The following is a 24,268-nucleotide window of genomic DNA, read 5'->3' as shown; positions in this document are numbered from 1 at the left end:
TCGGGGGCTCCTCGTGAGGATCGGGGGTGCGGCGGACGCCCACAATTATCCACCATGTTTTCCACATTTATGCCCAATGGAGTGGAAGAAGGCGCACACTCTGTCGAATCGTTGGGGATAACCATGAGATTCTAGGCACACTTCGCTGAATCAAGGCTCGATCCATTGACCGGCTCGCCGCGCGATTCTAGACTCGATCAGTCTGTGTTCACGAGAACCACACCGTGAAGCTCGCGCACACACCCGAAACCACCGGCCCCACGGGCCGTCTTTAACCGGGCCCTCCGGCCGCATTGCGGTTCCTTCCCGGAGATGAGGGCCCCGATTTATTTGGAGAGAAAAGATGACCAAGCGTACGTTCCAGCCGAACAACCGCCGCCGCGCCAAGAAGCACGGCTTCCGCGCACGCATGAGCACCCGCGCGGGCCGCGCCATCATCAACGCGCGCCGCTCGAAGGGCCGCGCCTCCCTCTCGGCCTGAGCCGCGGCGTGACGTGCGGGCTGTAAACCGCCTACGTCACAACGACGACTTCCGCCTGACCACCCGCCAGGGCGTGTCAGCGGCTCGATCCCACGTGATCGTGCACCTCGCCGTCCTTTCCTCCCCGGAGGTCAAAAGGATTCAGGAGGAGCCGCGCGTGGGATTTGTCGTGTCAAAAAAGGTTGGCAACTCCGTTGTTCGCAGCCGCACCAAGCGGCGCCTGCGGGAAATCATGAGGGCCCGCCTCGATTCTCTCCCCGCGTACGCGAGCGTCATCGTGCGCACGCGAGCGGGGATCAACGAAATCGACCATGACACGCTCGTCGGTGAAGTCGATTCCGCCCTCGCCTCTGCCCTACGAAAGCTCGAGAGGCGCACCGCGAAGAAGGAGGGAGCACAGGGATGAAGGCAACCGTCGGAATCCTTCGCGCGTACCAGCGCGGCATCTCCCCGTACCTGCCTTCCGCGTGCATGTACACGCCCGTGTGCTCGCAGTACGCGGTGGACTCGATTCGCCGCCATGGAACCGTCAAAGGGCTCCTGCTCACCGCGTGGCGAATCCTGCGGTGCAATCCCCTAAGCCACGGCGGGATCGACCCGACCCCCGCCCCGGGAATGTGGACGAACCCGAAACCCGTCACCGAGCGGGACACTGAAAACCCCAAGTTCGCCCATACCCACTAGGCTTGACCCGAATACCCGACCTCACGCCGCTCATCGCCTGACCGTCATGCGCATGCGAGCGGCAGGAAGAAAAGGCCGAAGTTGAACATTCTTTACCCCATCGAATGGGTTGTCGTCTGGATCATGGTCCAGGCCCACAAGCTGCTGTCCTTCGTGATGGACCCCGATTCCGGGTGGACCTGGCTGCTGTCGATCGTGCTGCTCACGGTCGTCGTCCGCATCATCATCTTCCCGCTCTTCGTCAAGCAGATTAAGAGCTCGCGCGGCATGCAGATCGCCGCTCCCGAGCTCAAGGCGATTCAGCAAAAGTACAAGGGCAAGACCGACCCGGAATCCCGCCAGGCCATGGCCAACGAGACGATGCAGGTCTACAAGGAGCACGACGCGAACCCCGTAGGCTCGTGCCTTCCTGTCCTCATCCAGATGCCGATCTTCTTCGCGCTCTTCCGCGTGCTCTTCTACAAGCTCCCGGAGGCCGCACAGAACAATACAAACTTCGGCGTCCTCACGCCAGAGCTCGCCGATAGCGCCCACAATGCGCGCATCTTCGGCGGAACCACCATTTCCGATTCGTTCCTCTCGGGCGATATCTCCGCGAAGATCATCGCGGGCGTCATCATCGCGCTCATGGTGCTCGTCACCTTCCTCACGCAGAAAGAGCTGACGATGCGCAACATGCCGCCGTCGGCACTCGAAGGGCCCATGGCGTCCACGCAGAAGATGATGCTCTACATGCTCCCGTTCATCTACGTGATTTCGGGCCCCGGCATGCCGATCGGTGTGCTCGGCTACTGGCTCACGACCAACGTGTGGACGTTCGGCCAGCAGTGGTGGATGATCACGAAGAACCCCACCCCTGGCTCGGCGGCCGAGAAGGCACGCCACGAGCGCATCAACAAGAAGCGCGCAAAGCAGGGCCTTGAACCGCTTGACTTCACTCCGAAGAAGTCCAAGCGCGTGCAGGAAATGGAAGCGGCGAAGGCCGAAAACATCCGCGTTCAGCCCAAGCGGTACGAGAACGGCCGCAGACTGAGCGATGAGGAAGTGCTCCAGCGTGCCCGCGAGAAGCGGGCGAAAGCCATCGAAGAGCGCCGCAAGAAAGCGGCCGAAAACGGTGGCACACACAAGGGCGGCTCGAAGCAGAGCAACGCCCTCGGTAAGAAGCGCAAGAAGAAGTAAGGATTCCCGATGAGCGAGAACGACACGATCGAGAACGACACGGCAAACGCCCAGACCTCCGCAGACGACCGCCTCGCGCGCCTCGAGGAGGAGGGCGATTTCGCCGCCGATTACCTCGAAGAACTCATGGATATCGCCGACCTCGACGGCGATATCGACATTGATGTGGATGGCGATCGTGCCTCCGTGGAGATCCGCGGCGCCGCCGAACTCAGTGCCCTGAACGAGCCGAAGGGCGAGCTTCTCGACGCTCTCCAAGAGCTCACGCGCCTCGCCGTGCAAACGAAAACGGGCGTGCGCTCGCGCCTCATGCTCGACATCGGTGGCTTCCGCGCAGGCCACAAGAGCGAGCTTGAGGAACTTGCGGAAAAGGCCGTCGCGCAGGCGAAGAATGGCGAAGTTCCCGTTCCGCTTCAGCCTATGAACCCGTTTGAGCGCAAGGTTGTGCACGACGTTGCGAAGCGCCACGGACTTCGCTCTGAATCGGATGGCGAGGGCAAAACCCGCCACGTTGTGATTTACCCGCAAGACTGATGCTTCCTGCCCCCGCACACCTCGATCCCCTCGCCCGCGACCTTTTCGGTGAACGTCTCTCGCTCGCCGAGCGGTATGCGGAGACCCTGCGCACCCGCGGAGCAGAGGAAGGCCTCATCGGCCCCCGCGAGGTCGATCGGATCTGGGAGCGGCACGTCATCAATTGCGCGCTCATGGTGCGAGCCCTCGGGCCCGTGGGACTCGTGGAGTCACTCGCGGATGTTGGCTCAGGTGCGGGCCTGCCCGGGCTCGTCATTGCCATCGCACGCGAGGACATCGACGTCACCCTCATTGAAACGATGCAGCGGCGCGTGGACTTCCTCGAGCGTGCGATCGAGGAGCTCGGTCTCGTGAACGTCGAGGTCGTTCGCGCCCGGGCCGAGGACCTGCACGGCGAGCGTGAGTTTGATGCCGTGACGGCGCGTGCCGTTGCTGCGCTTGACAAGCTCGCCAAGTGGACAGTGCCGCTCGTGCGCATCGGCGGCGAGCTCGTGGTGATGAAGGGCAAGAGCGCACGCGACGAAGTCGCGAAGGCTTCGAAGACCCTTGCGCGTCTCGGTGCAGTCGATGTTCGCGTTGAGGAATTCGGAGATCAGTCCGTGGAGGTTCCTACTACAGTGGTACGAGCACACGTTCGTGAGATATCGGGGCGAAAGGGGCCGCGCCGTGGCTAAGAAAAGCTCTCTCGATGAGACACCGCTCATGCGGCAGCTTCGTAACGACATGGAGCTTCGCAAGCGCCTCGAAAAGGCGACCTTTGCGGCGCCCGAAAAAACCCGCATCATGGCCGTTGCCAACCAGAAGGGCGGCGTCGGTAAAACGTCGAGCGCCGTCAACGTCGCGGTGGCACTCGCGAAGGGCGGCCTCAACGTTCTCGTGATCGATTCGGACCCCCAGGGCAACGCCTCGACGGCCCTCGGCATCCCGCATGATCCCGAGATCGCCTCGCTTTACGACGTGCTTATTGAAGACGAGCCCCTCTCGGCCATCGTGACTCCCTCTCCCGAAGCGGAGTCACTGCTGTGCGCGCCCGCGACAATTGACCTTTCGGGGGCCGAGATCGAACTCGTCCCCATGGTCGCGCGCGAATCGCGCCTCAAAAATGCGCTTGCCGACTACTTCACCGAGCGTGAAGAGCAGGGGCTGCCGCGCTTGGATTACGTGCTTATCGATTGCCCGCCCTCGCTCGGTCTGCTCACCATCAATGCGCTCGTGGCCGCACGCGAAGTATTCATGCCGATTCAGGCCGAGTACTACGCGCTCGAAGGCATCGCGATGCTGTGGAAGAACATCGACCTCATCCGCAAACACCTCAATCCCGATCTCGTGGTGTCCACGATTTTGCTCACGATGTACGACGCGCGCACCCGCCTCGCCGCGCAGGTCGCTGAAGACGTGCGCGAACACTTCCCCACGCAGACCCTCGACACCGTCATTCCCCGGTCGGTGCGCATCTCGGAAGCCCCGAGCTACGCGCAAACCGTCCTCAATTACGATCCCAACAGCACGGGTGCACTCGCCTATCGCGCCGCCGCGCACGAGATTTCCCGTCGCCCCGAGCCGAAGAACTGAAACGAGGAGATCATGGCGAAGAAACGTGGCCTTGGTAGGGGAATCGGTGCGCTGATCCCCAGCTCCGAACCAGCAGGCAGCGAAAAGTCTGAAGCACCCGACGCACAAAGCCCCGAGCCTTCCGCGACAAGCACCGAGCCCCTCTCACCCTCGAAGAAGGATTCCGACGCCAGCCCCGCCCCCACCGAGGCCGAGCTTGCACAATCGGCTTCCGCCGGCACTCGGGGTGTAGACATGTTCTTCAGCTCGGACGACTCCTCCACCGCGGAAGCTCGTGAGCGCCGCAAGGCTGCCGATCTTGAGCTCGCCGATTCTTGGGCACGCGATGCGCGCTCGAAGCGACGCGGCGGGAAAAAGCCCGCTGCGAAAACTGCTGTTTCGCGTGCCGGCGCTGAAAAGCCCGCGGAGAAGGTAGATAAGACTCGGGCCACGCAGCCGTCGGGCCCCGCTCCGGCCGCTGAAGCGTCCGTAACAGCGGCGCCCACAGTCGAACAGTCGGCTACCCCCGGTAACGCGCCCGCACATGCAGCTGCGCAACCCGGGCTAGTGCCCGTTCCGGGCGCCGAATTTGTTGAAGTGCCGATCGCGGAAATTCGAGAGAATCCCCGCAATCCGCGTACCGTTTTCGATGACGATGAGCTCGATGAACTCGCGTACTCGCTGCGCGAAGTTGGCGTTCTCCAGCCGATCGTCGTGCGGCCTGTGACCGACTCCGTTGATGGCGAGTCATTCGAGATTGTCATGGGTGAGCGCCGTTGGCGTGCGGCGAAACGTGCGGGGCTCGATTCGATTCCCGCAATCGTGCGCTCCACCGCCGATGATGACCTCCTTCGCGACGCACTGCTCGAGAACCTTCACCGATCGCAGTTGAATCCCCTCGAAGAGGCGGCCGCCTACGGTCAGCTACTTGAGGATTTCGATTGCACCCAGGATGAACTGGCGGATCGCATCGGTCGCTCGCGGCCGCAAATCTCGAACACTCTTCGCCTTCTGCGCCTCCCTCCCCTCGTGCAGCGTCGTCTTCAATCGGGAGCTCTTTCCGCTGGACACGCTCGTGCCCTCCTGGGGCTCGACGATGTGCAGCTCCAAGAGGAGCTTGCGCAGCGCATCGTGAGCGAAGGCCTGAGCGTCCGCGCCGTTGAGCGGCTTATTGCGAACGGGGTTGAATCGTCCACGGCGACGCGCGCTGTGCCACGCCGTAGTTCGTATAATCCGCGCGTGGTGTCCTTGACGTCGCAGTTGTCAACCCAGCTCGAAGCACCCGTGCGCATCGATGTGGGTAAGCGCAAGGGCAAAGTCACGCTCGAATTCACGAATCTCGACGATCTCGAGCGGATCGTGCAAAAGCTCGGGCTCGAGGACGTGGAGATCCCCGAGGCCTGATCCCTCGCTGAGTGGGGCCTGAAACAGGGCCCTTTCGCTCAAGCGCTCGCGCTCGCAGCCCACGCTGGCTCGCTTTACCTGGACTTTTAGGCCCCGGCATTGCGGCCTGATGTCGTTTGTACGCGGACGGGAAATTCTGGCTCGCTCTTTTCCACCTTGGTCATGGTGCCTGTCCCATTAGCCACCTCAAATGGCATTTTTCCAGCAGATTCGTCGTGCCATGCGCGTGGAACGGCCTCACTGTGCCGCTGGTTCTGCGCTCTTTCCCGGAGTTCCCTGCTGGCCCTTTCTTCCCGTGTCAACTGTCTTTTGCAGTGGGGTTCTATCGCGCGGTCTTGACGAATCTGGATCGCCGCTCGGTTGGGGAAGCGGACACCTTCATGGTCAGTTGTTGCTCGCCGGGTTCGCTCCTGTGCTGGAGAGTTTCACGTGAAACATTCGATCCCCTGGGTTGTTGCCCGCCGGATCGTCGTGTGTACGGGCTGCATCGGCTTGCACTGCATTTCATGATTTTACTGTGGGCTTCTGCGCCTTTAACGGGTTCGTGCCGTTTCACGTGAAACGCGTAGTAGGACGCGCCAGCGGCCTTTACAGGTTTTCGGGTCCTCTTTCCCCGGCAATCATCTCCACTGCATTGTGCACATTTCTGGTGTTGCTTACCGAAGCACTTTTAAGCGATAGATTCTCTCGATGACCCCGTTGTCGTGTTTCACGTGAAACGCGGACTGGAGAATAGATAGGTACCCGCGGATTGTCGCGTGCACATTTCACTAGACACCGCTTTTGGGCATTCAGTACTCGTGGGCACGCGCCCGTTCGATTTGAGTCGGGTCGCAAGGTTTGCCCGCTGTTTTTGCAAAACAGGCTCTGTTTCACGTGAAACATGTGGGCGAACTATATAGTCACTTCGACGTATCGTTGTTTCGTTTGGCCGCGCAGCGGCAAAGGGAAATCAATGTTTCACGTGAAGCAACGGCTGTGGCGTTGGCCGGAAATTACAAACCGATGCACGTCAATAAAGAAACAGATTCGAGTTTTGCGAACTCATCGAAGTCTGTGCGAGCTAAGCGCATGACGCGGCTGCATCGTTTCAAGTGAAACCCAATGCAAATGTTTTACGGTGCCTATCGGACTGTAGTGGTGAACAAGCTTCGAACGTTTCACGTGAAACAAGCGGTGAAGTCGCGGTAACGTCTTTGGCGCCAACGCTGTCGAACTATTTTTGTCGGTGCCATCTGTAACGTTCCACGTGAAACGGCGATAGCATCGCATGACTACAAGCCGACTGGTCCTAGGCGCGAGACTTTCACGTCCGTTCGGGGGCAGAACCTGGAAATACCGCAGAATCTAAGTGGCAACGGTTTTGCTGTGCGGACACCTCGTTGTGTTTCACGTGAAAACCGTAAAAAACAGTGGCGGCGAGAGGAGGGCTGTCTCGGGAGCCTGTTCAGCATTCGAAAGAACCGAAGCCGAAAGGCGCGGCAAGTCGCTTGCAAAGGTACAACGTTTCACGCGAAACGCCCTATCGGGTCAGTGAGGGAGTCGGAGGTCCGAAAGCCATCTTCCGAAGGTAATTGATTAAAGAGTGGCGATCGGCAACACGGAGCGGCAAAAAGGTGCCCCACGTGAAACACACAGATGTGAACAAAGATGTGGATAAGTGGGACATCCGCAAGAGTTCGCACGGCGGTTATCCACACGAAATCGATAAGGGGACTATGAAAGTCGAGAGAAAACCCCTGGTAGAGGCCCAGAAAAGTTAGAAATCCACACTTGGCGTATCGCTTGTGCACAGCTTTGTGGATAACTCATGGCAAACCATATGGTCGGCAGCGTCAGGATTTTCGAGAGTTCTGCTGCCGAGTCACTGCCGCAGCACGGATGAGCAGGCGCTACCGAGAAACCAGAAGCGTCCAGGTGTATTTCAAGCCGAAAGAAGCAACGCCTCCCTGGCGGAATCAAGCGGTGGATGCGCCACGCTTGAATAGTTCGTTAAGTATTTCACGTGGGGTTGCGCCGCCGAGGATTTGTCGGGGTGTTTCGTTGAGCTCATTTTGCACCCACGCGACATGTTCGGGTGTGACGGTGGCAAAGTCGGTGCCCTTTTTGTAGAACCTGCGCCTGATCTCGCCGTTGGTGTTCTCGTTGGTTGGTCTCTGCCACGGTGAGTGCGGTTCACAGAAAAACACCTGGCAGCCGTCGTTAATCTGGACTTGTGCTGTGACAGCCATTTCTGCGCCTTGGTCCCATGTGATGGTCTTTAGCTGCTCGGTGTTGAGGTCTTTGACCATGTCCTGCAGGGTTGCGACCACGGTGTGTGAACTGTGCTCATCGGGAAGGTGTCCAAGCAGGGTGTAACGGCTGGTGCGCTCTACTAGGGTAATCAGCGCGCTTTTGCCACCTTTACCAATAACAAGGTCGCCCTCCCAGTGCCCGGGAATAGCCCTGTCATCAGCTTCCGGGCTGCGGTGGGTGATCTCAGCACCTTTGATCCAAGGGCGACCGGTTAACACGCCAGCGTTTCGGGCACGACGCTTGCGTGTTGAGCCGCCGCGGATAAGTACGTCTTTAGTCTTCATGACTTCTTCAAGCTCGGCTCGCAGGCTGCCTTTGCCTTGAATGTATAAGGCACTGTAGATCGCTTCGTGGGAAATACGCATGCTTTCATCATCGCTGAAAGCATGCTCAAGCCATGCACTAATGCGCCCAGGTGACCACCTGCGGGCAAGGCAATCGACTACTACACCCCGAAGCGTTGGGCTTTCATCGAGCTTGCGTAGTTTTGGCCGCACCATCCGACCAGCAGTAGAAACAGCAGCGTTGTGGGCGTTATACCGCAGCTGCTCTGTGCCGTCCTCATCGACGATCTTCCAACCATTACGGGTGATTTCACGAGCGACGACACTGTGGTGCCTATTTATTTTCTGCGCGATGGCTCGTGCCGAATCACCGACACGACATCCCGCTTCAATAGCAACACGGTCTTCAACAGTAAGCCTGCGACCACGCCCTACTAAGGCGTGTTTGTCGAATACGCCGCTAGGAAATCCATCAACGGCTTGAGTTTTCATCGGTGCTGGCATAACAGAATCTTTACCCAGCTTCTTGCCTGTATCTGGCAAAGACACCACCGCCTCATCAGGCGTTCGACGATGTCGCTGCCGGCGTAACTTCGCATACCGCTGCTTCCTTATCCACCCATACACGGTAGAAGGATGCACACCGATAGCATCAGCCACTGTCTGACAGCTCTCACCAGCAAGCACTCGCTCCACGGCCTGGGCACGTTTATCAGGTGACAAGTGGGCGCGTCTAGGCCGCACTTCGATTACACCAGCTTTCTTTAACCTGCTGTGAAGCAAGCCAGTCGATATTCCAACAGTCTGTGCTGCTTGACTGATCGACATACCTGCACGCACCAACCCAACAGCCTCACGGACAAACGGATCACGCAAACGACTCGCACGCCTGCCTGGAGGTTCGACACCTCTTACCCTCAACCAACCGTAAACCGATTCGGGGCCTACACCCACATCACGCGCGACCAGGCTAACTGCCTCGCCTGCCACCACGCGCTCAACAGCAGCATCCTTAACATCCTCGCTCAACAGCAGCATCCTTAACATCCTTCGGAGTCCAACGCGTCACAACTACCTCCCGGTCGAAGTGGCGCATTCACCCCTTGACAGCACGCCTCACGTTCGGACGATACCCGGGTCCATTCCGCCAATCGCGGTGGGGATGGACAGATGATCATGTATGAGGTAGGAAACCCGCAGCAAGAAATAGGCAAGGGTGGGGGAACGAGGAAAAAAGGAAAGGGGGCGGCGAGGCAAGGCGCAGCTCCCACACAGAGGCAGAGGAGATCTCCCGGGGATGTTGCGAGCGCGTGGGTCAACGAGCGTGAAACAAACCCATGGTGCTAAGCGAGGCGCCCAGAGTCTAGTGCGCTGCGTATTTCGTCCAGTGCCTCGCGTACGGCGAATTTCGGGTGCGCGCCTGTGAGCACCCGCTCACCGACAACGCTTCGACCGTTCCGAGCAATGATTCTCCACGTAGGGAGTACCCGAGGCGCAAACTCCCCGCTTGGGATCTCGAGGTTCCCTGCTTCCGTACTGAGAGAAACGTCGTGGACGTGCACCTCGACATTGGAAGGTAGAACTCCGTGGAGCTCTCGAGCGGTGAGCGGCGCCGGAAGTGAGGGCGCCGCCCACGATGCCCAGTAGAGGTGAATCTCGAAAGTAATGTCGCCCCGCGAGGAGGCGCCGAAGGCGACGGAGTCGCTCACTCGAGCGTGGCGAGGTATTTTTCGGCGTCGAGTGCGGCCGAACAGCCGGATCCCGCAGCGGTGATGGCTTGGCGGTAGCGGTGATCCACAACGTCTCCGCACGCGAAAACGCCCTCGAGGGAGGTGTGAGTCGTGCGGCCTTCACAGATGATGTAGCCCTCGTCATCGATGTCGATCTGGCCCTTGAACAGACCGGAACGGGGAAGATGGCCGATTGCTTCGAAAAGGCCATCGGCGGGCACGGTTTCGCGTTCGCCGGTCACGGTGTCTTCGAGAACGAGGTGCGAGAGTTCGTTCTCGCCCTCAATGCCCACGACCTGGGTGTTCCAGCGGATCTCGAGCTTGGGGTCGTCCTCAGCGCGCTTCGCCATGATCTTCGAGGCACGCAGCGCATCGCGGCGGTGAAGCAGGGTCACGCTCTTGCCGAAGCGCGTGAGGAAGGTGGCTTCCTCCACGGCGGAATCGCCGCCGCCCACCACGAAAATGTCCTTGTCCTTAAAGAAGAAACCGTCGCACGTGGCGCACCAGCTCACGCCCTTACCGGAGAGGCGCTCTTCGCCGTCCACTCCGAGTTTGCGGTACGCGGAGCCGGTCGCGAGAATGACGGCCTTCGCGCGGAATACCTCGCCGCCCTCGGCTCGAATCGTTTTCACGTCGCCCGTGAGCTCGACCTCGGTCGCGTCCTCGAAAAGGATCTCAGCGCCGAAACGCTCGGCCTGCTCCTGCATGTTGCCCATGAGGTCCGGACCCATGACACCTTCGGGGAAGCCCGGGAAGTTTTCCACCTCGGTGGTGGTCATGAGGGCGCCGCCGGCATCGAGAGAGCCGGCGATCACCACGGGTTTGAGGCCTGCTCGGGCTGCGTAAATGGCAGCGGTGTAGCCCGCCGGGCCCGAGCCGACGATCACGATGTCGCGCACGGGTGCGTCGGAGGCATCGGAGGGTGCCGCGGTCTCGGCCGTGTCGGTCTGCGATCCCGAAAGGCTGATGCCGAAACCGCCACCGAGGGTGTTGAGGATCGGGGTCTGAGGCTCAGAGGTGGTCATGATGTCCTTTCACAGCGAAGGCTCGCCAACAATCAAACAGAACAAGGGTAGGGGTGAAGGCTGAGTTTCACGGTCAGCTCTTCGGATCCACGAGCACCCGTGCGGAAAACAGGGGCGCGGAGGCGCCGTCGGCATCCCTCCCGCACGTGGAACGCACAACCGTTGCCGAAACTTCCCCGCCTTCACGGCGCACTTGCGTGAGGTTGTGCTCATCGAGAACGAGGAGCCACGCATTTTCGTCGCCGCCCCACGAAACCTGCTCGAGCATAAGCACGGATTCGTTCGAGGAGAGGGACTTCAGGCACTCCGTGACGTCGAAGGTTGCGGGGGTTTGCAAGCTCCCCGTGTCGAGGAGATTCTGCACCTCGGCCCCAATCGTGTACTCGGTGAGAACGGGGAGGCCGGAGTTGTCGGTTCCAGGTGCCGGGTTGGAATCGGCGACATTCTGGGTTGCTGGGGCGTCCATTTCGACACTCAGGTTGAGCGCCCACGACAACATGATGCCAAGAAGAATCGTCGCAGCGAGGAAGCCGGCGAACACCCCCGGTGGGAAGCCGGTCCAGCTTCGCTTTTCACCGCGCGCACGGTGGGTGCTACGCGACGCACGGCGAATGGGGGTCATTCTTGATTGACCTTCACTTCGGCGATCTCGAGCCGGAATCCACCGTCGACAGCGCCGAGGTTGGGCGCCCACAGCACGAGCGAGCGCGCGTCCACGGGCTTTTCGGGCGTGAGCGTGAGGTCCTCGCCGGGGGCGACCTCACCGGAGGCGAGCACGTCGCCGATCTGGCCGTCCTCGGTGAGGGTGCGCAGCTCGATCGTGCCGCCCTGCTGGGCGCCGGGCGTAACGCGAACGTTTTTGACTTCGCCGTCGCCGAGGTCGAGCTTGACGCCCATGCCCTCGCGCAGGTGGCCGTACTCGGCGCTCGCGTACCGCTGGGTTTTCCACACGGTACCCGGGTCACCGTCGAGCATGCGCCCCGCGTCTTCGGGTTTATCGGCTTTCGCCGGATCGGGCGGGTACACCACGCTCACCTGGTTGAGCGGCGCCAGGGGTTTGGGCGCCTCGGTGGGTTTCTCGCTGGGCTCTTCCTTAGGGGCTTCGGTTTTTTCGGGGGCCTTTTCTTCCGACGCCTGCGTGGTCGGGTTCGTTGCCACATCTCGGTCGTGCCGGCCCACTGACGTCACTGAGGTGATGGCCCACACGAGGCCGAGGATCACGGCGAGCAGGGCGGCGACGAGGATGATCCGCGCGGTCGTGGAGCGGGACACGTTGCCTTCGGCTGCGGAGCTGCTTCCTGCCGTATCGGAAGCGAGGGCGATGTCCATAACGTCGCGGAATGCCGAGGAGTGCTGCTGGCTGTGAGGCGCAGGCGCGTGCGGGTCGAGTGCGCTCGCTTCGCGCCCCTGCACGGGGATGACAACTCCGGCATCGGGCGCCGTCTGGCGCACGCGGGGAGCCGAGTGCTGGACCGCCGAGGGCGGCGCAACGACGGGGCGGCCGGGCGCTTCGTGTGCGTCATCGTTCGTGTTCGGCGTGCGCGGCGATTCGGCGAGGGACTCCTCGCGACCCGCAACGGGAATGGGGGCGGGTGCGGGAGGCACCGGGGGTGCGACCGGCGCCGTGGGCTCTTCTTCGGTGAGTGCCGCGGGGGCGTGGTGGGCATCGGCATCGATGTGCCCCGGGAACATGTGTGCCGCCGACGGTGCCTTCGGCGCATCGATCACTTCGGACCACGGCTTGTCGGCCTCCGCAACGGGCTTATCGGTGGTCTCAGCTTCTCCCGTGAGGGGAGCGTCGGCTTCGTCGTGTGCCTCTTCGGCCTCCGATGCCTCGGCCCGGGCTTCGCTGTCGCCGCGGTCGGCTTCGACGGGAGAAGAGCTTTCGACGGTTGCGTCATCGGCCGATGCTTCATCGGTGCTCCCCGACTCTTGCGCGTTGAGCTGCTCCCGGTGCTCGAATGGACCCGCGACGACGGGAGCGGAGGTGTTTCGCTCCGCAAGCGGTACCGGCGCACCGGCGTGCTGCTCAGGATCGTACGCCTCGAGGGTCACGGGGAGTGACTGCCATGGCGAGAGCTCCTCGTGCACGTCTTCGATCGTCATCGGGCGAGGGCCGTCCGCGGGCGCGTTCGGTGTGAGCGGCGTGAGAAGGGTGGCGGTAAGCGTTCCTAGATCGGATGGCACCGTGCGCGGAGATGTCGTCGACGGGTCGAAGGAAGCGTCGGAACCGAAAAATTCCGGCCCGCGCCCCGCGAGCCCCACGTAGAGAATCCGCCCCACCGCACGCACATCCGGGCTGAGCGTGAAGGGCTCCGTGAGGTGCAAGAGGCCCTCGTCGCCCGCATCCTCGATACCCGCTCCGAGGACTGTCACCTGATCGTGTTCGAGGTCAACGAAGACGCGGTCCTCATCGAGATGGTGGTGCCGGATGCCCTTGCTGCGGGCCTCCTGGAGGGTTGCCGTCACGCGACCAGCGATCGTGCGGGCGGTTTCCGCGCGTAGCGCACCCTCGCGCGTGAGGTCGGCGAGCGTGGGCAGGTTCGGGTCGGTGTAGATGACCGCCGTGACGTTCGTTTCGCCTTCGTGCGACTCGAGCACGTCGCGAACGGCTTCAAGCCCCGGAACGTTCACGAGTGACACGCGGCGTGCGGCATCGAGGACATCGGCGGCAAATTCACCGCGAACGACGAACACGAGAATCGGCTCGCCGTTTTCGTCCACGCCGCGGTGCCACGACGCCCCTTCGGTTGAGGACGTAGGCAAGCGGTCAGAGCCCACGCTTTCCTTTTCCTCGAGGGCGGGGCTCAGTGAGAGAGAGGAGAAGAGTTCCTCAAGGCTGCGGATTTCTGTCACTGTGATCCTTTGGTTCGCTCGAGTGGTTCGATCCGATGCTTGACCATCGTAGCGGGGCTCTTCGGCCTCGCTCGAGGTTTCTTCCACCGCAGCGGGTGCCTTCTTTGCCGGCTCCCCGCCTCGGCGTTTGCGCAAGAGTCGAGAGCTGATCATGGTCGCGGCCTCGCGAATCTCCGACACGCGGAGCATCCACGCGACGAGCGCGAATACTCCGGTCATCACTGCCGCGACAACCACGCCCACGATGATCGCGATAATGCGCCCTCGCCACGTGAAATCGCCAAAGAGTGCGAGGAGCCCCCAGCCCGCCATCGCCGAAATTGCGCCGGCCACGAAAAGGCGCGCGATCGTGGAAATGGTGCCGAGAGAATTCACCTGGCTCATATCCACGCCTTGGCGGGCGAGGTTGCGACGCATGTGCCACACACCTTCGAGCCACCCGATCGCAAGGCCGATCGAACTTGCGAAGGCGCCCGCAGCCGCGGCATAGCGCGGATCGACCCAGAGGAGGATCACGGGGATCGCGAGAAGCGAGAGCACCGTGGGCGGCACGCGCATCATAAAGGCGGTGCGCGTGTCCTCGTAGGCGTAGAAGTAGCGCGTGACGAGATACGTCGCGGCGAAGGCTGGCAGTCCCAGGGTGTATCCGATGAGCACGAGACCGTTGGCGCCCGCCCCAACGGGGGACGTGCCGCCCACGACGACCCACATGATCGGTGCCGCGAGCACGATGAGCACAACCGTCGCGAGGGTCATCGGGACGAACAGAATCCTGTTCATCGAGGAATAGGTGCGATAGGCCCCGAGGTGGTCGCGTTCGTTGACCCGCTTCGACATGCGCGGGAAGATGCTCGTCACGAGGGAAACGGCAATGATGCCCTGTGGAAGCATGAAAACGGTGTACGACCAGTCGAGGGCCGCGAGAGCGGGGAAAAGCTCTCGGTTGGCGCCGGCTCCGCTCGCCTGCGCCTGCTCCACAGCCGACACGGCGCCGCCCGTGGACCAGCGACGTGCAAACACCGCGACCTGGCCGACGACCATCATCGCGAACGTCCACAGCCCCATCGTTCCGAGCTTGCGCAGGCCGAGCCCGCGAAAACCCCACTTGAACCTGATCTTGAGGCCGATCTTCAGCGTCCACGCCCACACGAGGAGAGCCTGCGCGGCGCTGCCTCCCACCTGGGAGAAGGCGAGAACGAGCAGCATGCCCCACGTCCACTGCGTGCCATCGGGCTGGGCCCCCCAGAGAACGAGGAACAGAATCGATCCCGCGATATTCATGAGGTTGTTGAGCGCCGGTGCCCACGTGAAAGGCCCGAAGCTTTCGTGCGCATTGAGGATCTGCCCGAACATGATGTAGATACACGAGAAGATCATCTGCGGCATCATGAAATAGCCGAGAACGGTCGCGGCCTGAAGCGTGCCTGGGTCAAGCTTGGAGTTCGCGACGATCGTGAGGAACGGGACGGCGAGCGTGCAGAGCGTCGTGATCCCCACCGCGACAACGAAGAACAGCGTGAACAGGCGCGAGCAGAAATCCTCGCCCTTATCCGGAAGCTTCGCCGCACGCACGACTGCCGGCACGAGAATCGCGTTGAGAGTGCCACCGCCGATGAGGATCCACAGGGAGTTTGGCAGAATCTGCGCCGCCGAATACGCGTTTGCGGCGATCGATGCGGAGCCGCCGAGCACCATCCCGAGCAGGAAGGTGCGCACGAAGCCCAAAAGACGCGTTGATGCCGATGCGACCGCCATGATTGCGCTCGCGCGCATGGCCTTGCCGCGCGCAGAAGAACTGCTCGAGTTGTTCATGATTCGGGTGGTGTCCTTAGTGTTCTACACGTGTGTGAGGGGGCGCATCGGGGTGGTCGACGCTCGCGAGGTCTTCCGGCTCGGTGAGTGCCGGGCTTCGCGCATCAGATTTTGTGCGGCCGGCGCGGACCACGCCCGTAATCACGAGCGCGGCGAGAAGCACCATCGCGATGAGGGTCGTCCAGTTCTCCCACTCGGGGTTGACGCTCAGTTGGCTCTCGCGCGAATCGAGGACCACGTCGTTGCCGTTCGTAATCATCACCGTGAACGAGCCGCTGCCGCTGCGCACGGCCTCGACGGGGATCGCGTTATCGCCCGTGGTGAGCGCCGGAAGCGTGACGGGCTCGAGCGTAGCGCCAGCCTTTGCGATCCGTTGGGAAAATGTGACCGACGGGTTGAGCGTCACGGGTGTGGAAAAGCCGTTGTGAACGGTATAGGGGATCGAGGCCTCGTTCGAGACGAGATTGTAGGTTCCCGCGAGTGTCAATGAAATGCGCTTCGCGTTCGCTTCGGTGACCGTGTTGAGGTGTGCAAGTCGCGTGACGTGAGCGTGAGGATCCTCGAAAAGTGGGGTATTCACGCCCGAAGCCGCGAGCAAGATCGCCGCATAAAGGTAGCTCGGATCCTCGAGTACGGCGCGCACGTCGCCCAACTTCGTGAGGCTCTTTTCGACCCTTTTGCTTGCGCCGGCCGGCACCTTTTGGGCTTCGGGATCGATGCGGGCGGGGCTGGCGTCGGACTTCTCACCGATGGCGTGGAGCTTATTCACCTTGCCCACCCAATAGTTCCCACTCTCGCCGCTGATCGACGTGGTGCCTTCTCCTGCCTTTGCCGCTTTGACGAGGGTGGAGGCGCTCGCGTGCGTGACCCACGGTGCGGCGCCAAGGGCATCGAGCATGCGGGAGGTGCGTGCGGGGTTGAGTCGGGAGGTAGGGGAAGGGGCAAGCAGAATGGTGCGGGGGGCCGACGCTGGCTCGCCCGCGAGGAGTGCCGTATCCGCGAGTGCCCGCTGAATGGACAGTTCGGGATCGTTGTGATCGGCAAGCCGCTCCGAAAGGCGCGTGAGCCGCGTGTCGTAGCCGAGGAGCGGTGTTGCCGGTTTGTCGCCATCCTCGATCTGCGCGTACCCACTCGGGGTGACGCTTGGGCTCAGGGATGAATAGAAGGATTCGGCGGGCACGAGAGCGGTCTGTGCTCCCGAGGAGCGTACGGCTTTCGCGGTGACAGCCCCGGACTCTACGCGCATCAGGGTGGGGGCGGCCGCGAGGCCCGCGCTTTGTGTGGCTGAAGCGGCTTCGTTCTCGAGAAGCCGGGTGGTCGAGCGGGCTGTTGCGGGGCTTGCGAGGGCAAAGGGGGCGAGTGTCACGTCGTGTGTTCTAGCCGCGTCTATGAGCGAGGAGCGGCGCTCGTCCCACGCAGAATTCGGCCCCCACGGTGTGCCTGCGGCGCGAGCGGTGGCGGGCGTGCTCGGGGTTTCCTTGGCGCCGCCCGCATCCGAAGCCGGGGGCGCCGTGGGCGTTGCCGGGCTCGCGCTCGGCGATGGCGTGGAGGTTTTCGCCTCAAGACTCAAACGGGCTTCCTCGACGGTGCTCATACCTTCGGGCACCTTGAGCTCCGCGAGCATGGAGGGGTCGAGCCACCAGCTCACGTCGTCGCGTTGGGCAATCTCCCACTGGGCGGCGAAGGCACCCTCGCGCACATCTTTTTCGAAAGCCTCCGGGTTGGTCGCCACGAGTGCGGGGTCGGTGGAGGCGAGGGGCGCGAGATAGGCGAGGGAAACACTCGGCGTGTGGTCAGCTGGCTGCCACACGAGGAACGTGCGAAGCGTCGCGACCGGGGTGGCGTTTGCGGAGGAATCTTCGGCATCGGGCGCCGTGGTGGCTCCCGTGACGGCCGTGAGAGCCACGCGGCGCGGGCCCCATAGCGACTCGTCGCGTGAGTAGCCGAGAGTGTCGGCGGGGATTCGCACCGTGAACTCGGCGGTTTCGCCTGGTGCGAGGGTGCGCGCAGCCGAGGTTCCGCGTACTGTCCCGCGGCGGGACGTCTGTGCCGGGTCAGTTGCCGACCATTCATCGGCGAGTGTGCGATCGGTGATGCGTGAGGTCAAGCTCGAGAGCTGGAGGGCCACATTCTCGAGCGGCGCATCCGTTGTGTTGGTGATGCTCACGCGGGCCTCGAGCGTATCGCCGGGTCTTACCGCAGCGGGCGTAAGCGAAAGAAGGTCCAGCGTGAGCGGGGTATCGGCTACCGGGGCTGGCCCGGGGGTAGGTGCGGGTTCCGACGGTAGCCCAGGTGCGGTCAGTGCCACATGTGCGGGCGGTTTCTGGCCGGTAGACTGGTAGGCTGCGGAGCCCGATCGGACGAAAGCGCCAACGGGCGCAAGAGCCGCACACAGAATCGAATACAGTGCGACCATGACGAGGAGGGCGCGTAAGGCGCGCCGCGTCACGGATCGAAGCATGGAACCACTGTAGAGGGCGTGCCTTCGTGCCGCGTGCCAAACACGGGCTGCGTGCGCGCAGCGATTTGCACATCACAAACCAAGGTGAGGAATGACGTACGTGACTAATGGCGACACGCGCCGGGTGGAGCGCATCGGGATTGACACCGTTCGCACCCGCGCGCAGAGCATGTTTCGGGCGCTTCCAGCCTCCGTCCATGAGCTTGGCGAAATGTTTGAGGGGGCTGGTCAGGAGCTCGCTCTTGTGGGCGGGCCCGTGCGCGATGCCCTTCTTGGGCGCAGTAGCGATGACCTCGACTTCACGACGTCGGCGAGGCCTGATGAGACCGAGCGCATCCTTCGCACATGGGTAGGTAAGCGCGGCGCGATCTGGGACATGGGCCGCGAGTTTGGCACGCTCGGCGCGCAGCTCGATGGCGTGAAGGTGGAAATCACGACGTACCGCACCGAGGAGTACGATCCGAAGTCGCGCAAGCCTCAAGTCGCATACGGCGACACGATTGACGGCGACCTTTCCCGCCGCGACTTCACCGTGAACGCGATGGCGGTGCGCCTTCCTTCGCTCGAGTTCATTGACCCATTCGGCGGTCTCGAGGATCTCGCCGCGGGGCTTCTTCGCACACCCGTCGCCCCCGAGCAGTCCTTCAGCGACGACCCGCTGCGCATGATGCGCGCCGTCCGCTTTGCCTCCACCCTTGGTTTCGACATCGAGGAGGGCACCGCGCGCGCGATCGGGGCACTCGCCGAGCGCCTCACGATCGTGAGCGCTGAGCGCGTGCGCGATGAGCTCGTGAAGCTCATGCTCGGCGACCACCCGAGGAGCGCCCTCGAGCAAATGGTCGACCTTGGTCTCGCCGAGATCGTCCTTCCCGAACTGCCCGCGATGCGGCTCGAAATCGACGAGCACCACAGGCACAAGGACGTCTATACGCACTCGCTCACGGTGCTTGAGCAGGCGATTGACCTTGAAACGGGCCCCGAAGGACCGGTGCCCGGCCCCGATTTCATCTTGCGCTTTGCCGCCCTCATGCACGATTGCGCGAAGCCCAATACACGCCGCTACGAAGAGGGCGGGGTCGTGACGTTCCGTTTCCACGAGGTGGTGGGTGCGCGCATGGCGAAGGCTCGCATGAAGGCCCTCAAGTTCGATAAGGAGACGACGAAAGCGGTTGCCCACCTGATCGAACTGCACCTTCGGTTCCACGGTTACTCTGACTCAGAGTGGACGGACTCTGCGGTGCGCCGTTACGTGACCGACGCGGGAGACCAGCTGGAGCGCCTCCACCGCCTCACGCGTGCCGATTGCACGACCCGCAATAAACGCAAGGCCCAGCGCCTCCGTGAAGCCTACGACGATCTCGAAAAGCGTATTGCTGAGCTTGCCGAGCAGGAAGAGATCTCGAAAATCCGGCCTGATCTGGACGGCCGCGCAATCATGCAGATCTTGGGGCTCGAGCCGGGGCCAGCCGTGGGAAAGGCTTACGCCTACCTTCTTGAGCTTCGCATGGAGGAGGGGCCGCTCGGCGAGGAGGAGGCCTCCAAGCGCCTTCAGGAATGGTGGGCGCATAATGGGGCGCACGACAGCGCCTCCGCGACGAGAGGAAACTCGAAGTGAGCGATAAGACGCCGAAGGGGACAAGCCGTACACGCTCGAGTGGGAAGCGTGCCGCACGCGCGGCGACGACCCCCGCGGCGGCGAGTTTAAGCCGCAGCCGCACAAAGCCGCGCCCCGAAACAACGACGCGCACTCCCGGCCGTCCCTCTGACGCACCGTCGTCAACGCCACGAGGTAATCGCAGGGCTAAGAACAAGCCCAAACCCACGAACCTCCTCAATTATCCCCGCGCGGGCAGGGAGGGGTTTTGGCGCTGGTGGCCATCGTGGCGACTCCTTTCCGCCGTTTTTGTGCTGCTCTTTTTCGCCGGCATCGGCTTCGGCGCGTGGCTGTATGCCACGACTGATGTTCCCGAGCCCACCGATATCGCGGTCGCCCAAACGACCCGGGTCTACTACTCGGACGGAAAGACTCTCCTCGGCGAGTTCAGCGACCTCAATCGCACGATTCTGCCCGCCGACGAGATCCCCGACAACGTCAAGGAGGCTGTCGTCGCCTCCGAGGACTCCACGTTTTACGAGAACCGCGGCATTTCGCCGAAGGGTATCGTGCGCGCCCTCGTGAACAACCTTTCAGGCGGCTCCCGCCAGGGGGCTTCGACGATCACCCAGCAGTACGTCGAGAACTACTACACGGGCAAGGTCACGTCGTATACCGGCAAGGTGCGCGAAATGATCATGGCCGTCAAAATCGACCAGGAGCTCGACAAGAACGAGATCCTTTCGCGCTACCTCAACACGATCTACTTCGGGCGCTCCGCGTACGGCATTGAAGAAGCGGCACAGGCCTACTTCGGCAAGAGCGCGAGTGAACTCGATGATGCCGAGGCCGCGCTCCTCGTGGCCGTTATTCCTGCGCCCAGTGCCTACGACCCCGCGAAGAACCCCGAAAAAGCGAAGGCCCTGTGGCAGCGTGTGATCGATCGCGAGGTCAATGAGACGGCCACGCTCACGAAGGAGGAGGCCGACAAGCTCAGCTTCCCCGAGACGATCGAATACAAACGTCAAAGCTCCTTGCGCGGCACAAACGGCTACCTCATGATGGCGGTGCGCAAGGAACTCGAGGCGCGAGGCTTTGACGAGGACGACATCGACACGGGCGGCTACACGATCGTTTCGACGATCGACAAGCACACGCAAGACTCGACCGTCGAAGTGATCGCAAACCTCCCCGAGGACCGCCCCGAGAACAACCACGTGGGAACCGTGAGCATCGACCCGTCAACCGGCGCGATCCGGGCGCTCTACGGCGGCGAGGACTACCTCAAGCAGCAGCGTAACGACGCTACCCAGTCGCGCATGCAGGCCGGTTCAACGTTCAAAGCGTTCACGCTTGTCGCGGCGCTCGAGGAGGGCTACAGCCTCCACTCCAACTGGGATGCCTCCTCACCTAGGACGTTCAAGGGGTGGACGGTCAAGAACTTCAACAACGCCTCCCGCGGCACGGTCGATCTTCTGACTGCGACGCGGCACTCCTACAACACGCCCTATGCGGCACTCAACGTCGACATGGGCGCCGAAAAGACGCGCGATGCGGCCATCAAGATGGGGCTTTCCGAGAAGACGCCCGGCCTCGACGACAGCCCCAGCAACGTTCTCGGCTCTGCTTCATCCACGATGCTTGAGCTCGCCAACGCCTACTCGACGATCGCCTCCGGAGGCATCAAACGCACTCCGCACATCGTCGAAAAAGTGACCAACGCTGACGGTTCGAGCAAGTACGCCTATAAGGATGACGGCGAGAGAGTTCTCAAGGAATCCACGGCCATCAACGCGACCGTAGCCCTTCAGGAACCCACGAGCTCGCGCGGATCGGCGAAGGTCGTTGCGAGAAAAATGGACGGCCGACCGGTCGCGGGTAAGACGGGCACGTCCAGCTCGTTCCGCTCGGCGCTCTTCGTGGGTTACACCCCGCAGCTCGTGACCGCGGTGGGGATGTTCCAGCCAAGTGCCGACGGCCGCACTGAAGAACCGCTCACCCCGTTCGGCCCGTGGGAGGACATGACCGGCGGCGGCGCGCCCGCGAGCATCTTCGCCGACATCATGACGAGCGCCCTCGACGGGCAGGACGAACTCGACTTCCCAGGCGAAGTCGACTCCGAGGGCAAGAAGAAACGGAAGAGGAAAAAGCGGACGCACGCGCCGCGCAGGACCACGCAGCCTGAGGCTCCTGCGCAGCCGTCGGAACAGCCGAGTGAGGAACCGCCCGCAACCGAGGAGCCTTCGGAAGAAGCGCCCGAGCCAGCGCCCGAGCCGAGCGAGCAGCCCACGCCATCGTCGAAGCCCGAGAAGCCCAAGCCCGAGCCCGAGCCCGAACCGAGCGAAAAGCCGAAGACACCGAAGATGCAGCCGACGCGCGGCAACGACAAACCGGTCGAACCGACTGCGACGCCGAAAGAACCTCGGTAGCGGTGAGGTCCAGGCCACCGTCGGACCCCCTTCCCCGAACCCGGCCGAGCCGCTAGACTTGGGAAGTCTGTGGAAAACCGCAGGCACATGCATGACCCTCCTGCCACGGAAGGACCGTGGCCGCGATAGACCACAGGAGGTGGGGATTTACACATGCGTAAGTACGAAATGGTCGTGATCCTGGACCCGTCGATCGACGAGCGTACCGTGGACACCACTTTTGAGAAGCTCATCAAGGTTGTTCCTGCTGAGGGCGGCACCGTCGACAACACCGACGTGTGGGGCAAGCGCAAGTTCGCCTACGAGATCGACAAGAAGCAGGAAGGCATCTACGTCGTTCTTAACTTCACCTCGAAGCCCGAGACCGCCAAGGAGCTCGACCGCCAGCTCGGCCTCAACGAGTCCGTTCTGCGCACGAAGCTCATGCGCGTCGACGAGAAGTAAAAACCTCGTTTACACGCCACACCGCACCACCAGCTGAAGGAGAGTCATGGCGAACGATACCGTCATCACCGTCGTCGGAAACCTGACCGCCGATCCCGAGCTGCGCTTTACGAACTCGGGCATTCCCGTCGCGTCGTTCACCGTCGCGTCGACCCCCCGCACGTTCGACCGCCAGTCGGGCGAATGGAAAGACGGCGAGGCTCTCTTCCTGCGCTGCTCCATCTGGCGCGATGCAGCCGAGAACGTCGCCGAGTCCCTCGCGAAGGGCACCCGCGTGATCGTTCAGGGCCGCCTCCAGCAGCGCTCGTACACCGACCGCGAAGGCAACAACCGCACCTCGATCGAACTCCAGGTTGACGAGATCGGTCCTTCGCTCCGCTACGCGACCGCGAAGCCGACCCGCACTCAGCGCGGCGGCGGCAACTTCGGTGGCGGCTTCAACGGTGGAAATAATGGTGGCGGCAACTACGGTGGCGGCCAGGGCGGCTACTCCAACCAGGGAGGCTACGGCGGCAACCGCGGTGGCAACCAGGGAGGGCCGCAGGGCGGCCAGAACCCCGCCGATGTTGACCCCTGGAGCAACGGCGGCGCCGAAGAGCCCCCGCCCTTCTAAACCGCACCACTCGGCATACATCTTTGAAAATATCCATTCCATCCCGGGTCGAAAGCCCGGGCTCCCCTCACTCAAAGGAGCACCACGATGGCGAAGCCAGAGCTTCGTAAGCCCAAGAAGAAGCAGAACCCGCTTAAGAGCGCCGGTATCGAGAACATCGATTACAAGGACCCCGCAGTTCTGCGTAAGTTCATTTCGGATCGCGGAAAGATCCGTGCACGCCGCGTGACCGGCGTGAGTGTCCAGGAGCAGCGTAAGATCGCGAAGGCCGTCAAGAACGCCCGCGAGATCGCCCTCCTTCCCTACTCGACCTCCGGTCGCTGAGCCAAGGAAGGATAGAGAAACATGGCTACTACCAAGCTCATCCTCACCAATGAGGTTTCCAAGCTCGGCGGCCCCGGCGATGTCGTCGAGGTCAAGGCCGGCTACGCTCGCAACTACCTTCTGCCGCGTGGCCTCGCCACGCCGTGGACCAAGGGTGCTGAGCGCCAGCTCGAGCAGATGGCTGCCGCGAACTCGAAGCGTGCCGTGGCATCGCTCGAGGACGCCCAGGCCCTCCGCGACGTTCTCCAGACCAAGCCGGTCGTTGTGGCCGAGCGCGCGGGTCAGAACGGCCGTCTCTTCGGCGCCGTGACGGCCGCCGAGGTTGCCGAGGCCGTCAAGGCTGGATTCGATCGCGAGATCGACCGTCGTAAGGTCGAGTTCACCGCACCGATCAAGTCGCTCGGCGAGTACACCGTGACGGTGCGCCTGCACGAAGAGGTTTACGCAAACCTCGTTGTCCAGGTTGTTGCCGCGAAGGGTGCGCGCGCCTGAAGGGCATAGCGTAAGCGCTCGCGTAAGAGCGTATGAGGAAGCGGCGGGCTTTGCGCCCGCCGCTTTTTTCTGCCAT

18 protein-coding genes and 2 pseudogenes are annotated in these 24,268 nt (G+C 62.5%); 14 read left to right on the top strand and 6 right to left on the bottom strand.

Translation table 11 applies throughout. The features are described from left to right. The first annotated feature begins 343 nt into the window (after positions 1–343). The 8 genes from rpmH (at position 344) to DAD186_RS10470 (ending at position 5,833) form a co-directional block, all read left to right on the top strand. Positions 344–481 (top strand): 50S ribosomal protein L34, encoded by a 138-nt coding sequence (gene rpmH, locus DAD186_RS10505; RefSeq protein ID WP_016663525.1) that lies wholly within the window; start codon positions 344–346, stop codon positions 479–481. A gap of 13 nt (positions 482–494) precedes the next feature. Then, entirely contained in the window at positions 495–887 is a 393-nt protein-coding gene (gene rnpA / locus DAD186_RS10500; RefSeq protein ID WP_065248628.1) for a ribonuclease P protein component, read from the top strand. Then, positions 884–1,165, top strand: a complete 282-nt coding sequence (gene yidD / locus DAD186_RS10495) for a membrane protein insertion efficiency factor YidD (protein WP_065248627.1) — start codon at positions 884–886, stop codon at positions 1,163–1,165. The genes rnpA and yidD overlap by 4 nt, the downstream gene beginning before the upstream one ends. An 81-nt stretch (positions 1,166–1,246) precedes the next feature. Beyond that, positions 1,247–2,344, top strand: a complete 1,098-nt coding sequence (gene yidC, locus DAD186_RS10490) for a membrane protein insertase YidC (protein ID WP_065248626.1) — start codon at positions 1,247–1,249, stop codon at positions 2,342–2,344. Between the two features lie 9 nt (positions 2,345–2,353). After that, the gene (locus DAD186_RS10485; RefSeq protein WP_065248625.1) at positions 2,354–2,878 is read left to right on the top strand and encodes a Jag family protein; all 525 of its coding nucleotides are present in this window, start codon (positions 2,354–2,356) and stop codon (positions 2,876–2,878) included. Further along, positions 2,878–3,552, top strand: a complete 675-nt coding sequence (gene rsmG, locus DAD186_RS10480; protein ID WP_065248624.1) for a 16S rRNA (guanine(527)-N(7))-methyltransferase RsmG — start codon at positions 2,878–2,880, stop codon at positions 3,550–3,552. Before DAD186_RS10485 ends, rsmG begins: the two co-directional genes overlap by 1 nt. A 28-nt stretch (positions 3,553–3,580) precedes the next feature. Beyond that, entirely contained in the window at positions 3,581–4,450 is an 870-nt protein-coding gene (locus DAD186_RS10475) for a ParA family protein (protein WP_065248864.1), read from the top strand. Positions 4,451–4,462: 12 nt separating this feature from the next. Next, positions 4,463–5,833 carry a ParB/RepB/Spo0J family partition protein gene (locus tag DAD186_RS10470; RefSeq protein ID WP_065248623.1) on the top strand — a complete coding sequence of 457 codons (1,371 nt, stop codon included), beginning with the start codon at positions 4,463–4,465 and terminating at the stop codon, positions 5,831–5,833. Between the two features lie 1,958 nt (positions 5,834–7,791). On the opposite strand, the pseudogene DAD186_RS10750 reads toward DAD186_RS10470, so the two are convergent. From DAD186_RS10750 to DAD186_RS10435, 6 genes and pseudogenes are all read right to left on the bottom strand, one after another. Then, a pseudogene (locus DAD186_RS10750) lies at positions 7,792–9,011 on the bottom strand (IS30-like element IS1513 family transposase). Between the two features lie 19 nt (positions 9,012–9,030). Then, positions 9,031–9,240 (bottom strand): annotated as a pseudogene (locus DAD186_RS11185) (helix-turn-helix domain-containing protein); the annotation flags it as partial. An 877-nt stretch (positions 9,241–10,117) separates the two neighbouring features. After that, the gene (gene trxB, locus DAD186_RS10450; protein ID WP_082991206.1) at positions 10,118–11,167 is read right to left on the bottom strand and encodes a thioredoxin-disulfide reductase; all 1,050 of its coding nucleotides are present in this window, start codon (positions 11,165–11,167) and stop codon (positions 10,118–10,120) included. Between the two features lie 73 nt (positions 11,168–11,240). After that, on the bottom strand, positions 11,241–11,789 hold the full coding sequence (locus DAD186_RS10445) for a hypothetical protein (RefSeq protein ID WP_065248621.1): 549 nt from the start codon (positions 11,787–11,789) through the stop codon (positions 11,241–11,243). Further along, positions 11,786–15,835, bottom strand: a complete 4,050-nt coding sequence (locus DAD186_RS10440; protein WP_065248620.1) for a murein biosynthesis integral membrane protein MurJ — start codon at positions 15,833–15,835, stop codon at positions 11,786–11,788. The genes DAD186_RS10445 and DAD186_RS10440 overlap by 4 nt, the downstream gene beginning before the upstream one ends. 16 nt (positions 15,836–15,851) lie before the next feature. Then, complete coding sequence (locus tag DAD186_RS10435) at positions 15,852–18,296, bottom strand: DUF6049 family protein (RefSeq protein WP_065248619.1); 2,445 nt, start codon at positions 18,294–18,296, stop codon at positions 15,852–15,854. A 91-nt stretch (positions 18,297–18,387) separates the two neighbouring features. Here DAD186_RS10435 and DAD186_RS10430 point away from each other — a divergent pair, with 91 nt between their 5' ends. The 6 genes from DAD186_RS10430 to rplI all read left to right on the top strand — a co-directional run bounded on the left by DAD186_RS10430 (position 18,388) and on the right by rplI (position 24,192). After that, a complete protein-coding gene (locus tag DAD186_RS10430; RefSeq protein WP_065248618.1) occupies positions 18,388–19,911 on the top strand; it encodes a CCA tRNA nucleotidyltransferase in 1,524 nt (507 codons plus the stop codon). Then, positions 19,908–22,319: a transglycosylase domain-containing protein gene (locus DAD186_RS10425; RefSeq protein WP_065248617.1), complete on the top strand. Its 2,412-nt coding sequence runs from the start codon at positions 19,908–19,910 to the stop codon at positions 22,317–22,319. Before DAD186_RS10430 ends, DAD186_RS10425 begins: the two co-directional genes overlap by 4 nt. Before the next feature lie 153 nt (positions 22,320–22,472). Beyond that, positions 22,473–22,763 (top strand): 30S ribosomal protein S6, encoded by a 291-nt coding sequence (rpsF, locus tag DAD186_RS10420; RefSeq protein WP_016663509.1) that lies wholly within the window; start codon positions 22,473–22,475, stop codon positions 22,761–22,763. A gap of 46 nt (positions 22,764–22,809) precedes the next feature. Next, a complete protein-coding gene (locus DAD186_RS10415) occupies positions 22,810–23,376 on the top strand; it encodes a single-stranded DNA-binding protein (RefSeq protein WP_065248616.1) in 567 nt (188 codons plus the stop codon). A gap of 87 nt (positions 23,377–23,463) precedes the next feature. Beyond that, entirely contained in the window at positions 23,464–23,700 is a 237-nt protein-coding gene (gene rpsR / locus DAD186_RS10410) for a 30S ribosomal protein S18 (protein WP_016663507.1), read from the top strand. 21 nt (positions 23,701–23,721) lie between these two features. Beyond that, the gene (rplI, locus tag DAD186_RS10405; protein WP_065248615.1) at positions 23,722–24,192 is read left to right on the top strand and encodes a 50S ribosomal protein L9; all 471 of its coding nucleotides are present in this window, start codon (positions 23,722–23,724) and stop codon (positions 24,190–24,192) included. Positions 24,193–24,268: the final 76 nt, after the last annotated feature.

This window comes from Dermabacter vaginalis, assembly GCF_001678905.1.
Lineage (GTDB): Bacteria > Actinomycetota > Actinomycetes > Actinomycetales > Dermabacteraceae > Dermabacter > Dermabacter vaginalis.
The sequence above is the reverse complement of the archived record's forward strand: the minus strand, read 5'-3'. Positions and strand labels throughout refer to the sequence as shown.